We start from the raw sequence: 1,385 nt of genomic DNA, 5'->3' as shown, positions 1-1,385 counted from the left end.
CTCCCGATGATGCCAGTGTTTTTCTTGAATAAAGTGAACAGGTATTGCAGCCATATATCCGGTTTTTTTCTGGGCCTTTCTGTGGCCCGAACCATGATGAAATCCGCCAGGTGAGTTCCTTACATCCCTACGGGCCAAAATGCCCTCGTCTGTCTCGGATTGTCTCACCTGCGGTCTTACCTGTTTCGCCATCTTCTTGATTACACCTGCAACTACCGGGCTGCGTTTTACCTTTGCTGACCTGGAACTGCCCTTTGAGCTTGTCTCAATGGGCGGCTCCAGGTCGATATTCTGTTCCCTTCACTAGCATTGACCACAGAATGCGCGCCGTTTTACTCGCCTGTGCCACCACCGCCACGTTGTAGTTTTTCTTTTGCAACAACGCGAACAACCACGGCATCCCTTCTTTGTGGCGTTCAATTACTGCCGCCACCGCGCGGGCACCGTGCACCAGCAAATACCGAAAGTAACCGTCACCCCGTTTGCTGATACTGCCCAATCGCTGTTTGCCACCGCTGGAGTGTTCACGCGGTGTCAGGCCCAGCCAAGAGGCAAATTGCTTCGCACTGTGAAATTGTTGCCCGTTACCTACTGACGCCACCAGATAGGTCGAGGTCATCAACCCGACACCCGGCACTTTCATCACCCGCTGACATGCTGGCTGGGTCTGCGCCCACTGGCTGAGCTCTTGCTCAATCAGGGTAACCTGGTCTTCGAGCGCCAGGATATGCTCAAACTGACGCGCCGCACTGCGGCGGACAAACGGGGACAACGCGATATCGCCATTCTCCAGTAGGTCAGGAACACCTTGGTGAAAAGCCCGTTGCCCGGTCGGCATAACGAGACCAAACTCTGCCAGCATGGCACGTAAGCTGTTCACACAGGCGATGCGTTCCCGGATGAGGATGTCACGCTCGGTGTGAAGAGTTAATACGGCCTGCTGCTCGGCGGTTTTCACCTGCACAAAGCGCATGTTGGGGCGAGTGACTGCTTCACAGATAGCTTCGGCATCGGCCGCATCGGTCTTGTTGGTTTTGACGTAAGGCTTGACGTATTGCGGTGGTATCAGTTTGACCTGATGGCCAAACTGAGAGAGCTCCCGCGCGAAATGATGGCTGGAGGAACAGGCCTCCATCCCAATAAGACAGGGCTCCAGTTGCATGACGAAAGGCACGAATTTATCGCGAGTCAGCTTTTTCTTCAGGACCGTATTACCATTGTGATCAACGCCATGAAGTTGGAAAACGTTTTTTGCCAAGTCGATACCAAGAGTCGATACTTTCATTTGGACGCTCCTGCTGTTGAGATTAGACACTCAAATTGTGGCACATTGCGATGCCGTGGTAGGAGCGTCCATCTCATTATCCCTGCCTGTCTCGCCTGAA

2 protein-coding genes are annotated in these 1,385 nt (G+C 53.5%); both read right to left on the bottom strand.

Features of this window, described 5'->3' with window-relative positions:
* The coding region (locus tag WG891_RS26555; RefSeq protein WP_337265085.1) for a hypothetical protein at positions 1-192 on the bottom strand (192 nt) is incomplete at its 3' end.
* Positions 193-265: 73 nt separating this feature from the next.
* Complete coding sequence (locus WG891_RS26550; RefSeq protein WP_337265084.1) at positions 266-1,285, bottom strand: IS110 family transposase; 1,020 nt, start codon at positions 1,283-1,285, stop codon at positions 266-268.
* Positions 1,286-1,385: the final 100 nt, after the last annotated feature.

The organism is Serratia sp. MMO-28, assembly GCF_037199905.1.
Lineage (GTDB): Bacteria > Pseudomonadota > Gammaproteobacteria > Enterobacterales > Enterobacteriaceae > Chania > Chania oryzae.
Note: the sequence above shows the minus strand (reverse complement) of the source record. Positions and strands in the feature narration are given on the sequence as shown.

Excerpts from the sequence above, each read along its gene's own strand:
- WG891_RS26550 (WP_337265084.1), bottom strand. The coding sequence starts at position 1,285 with ATGAAAGTATCGACTCTTGGTATCGACTTGGCAAAAAACGTTTTCCAA.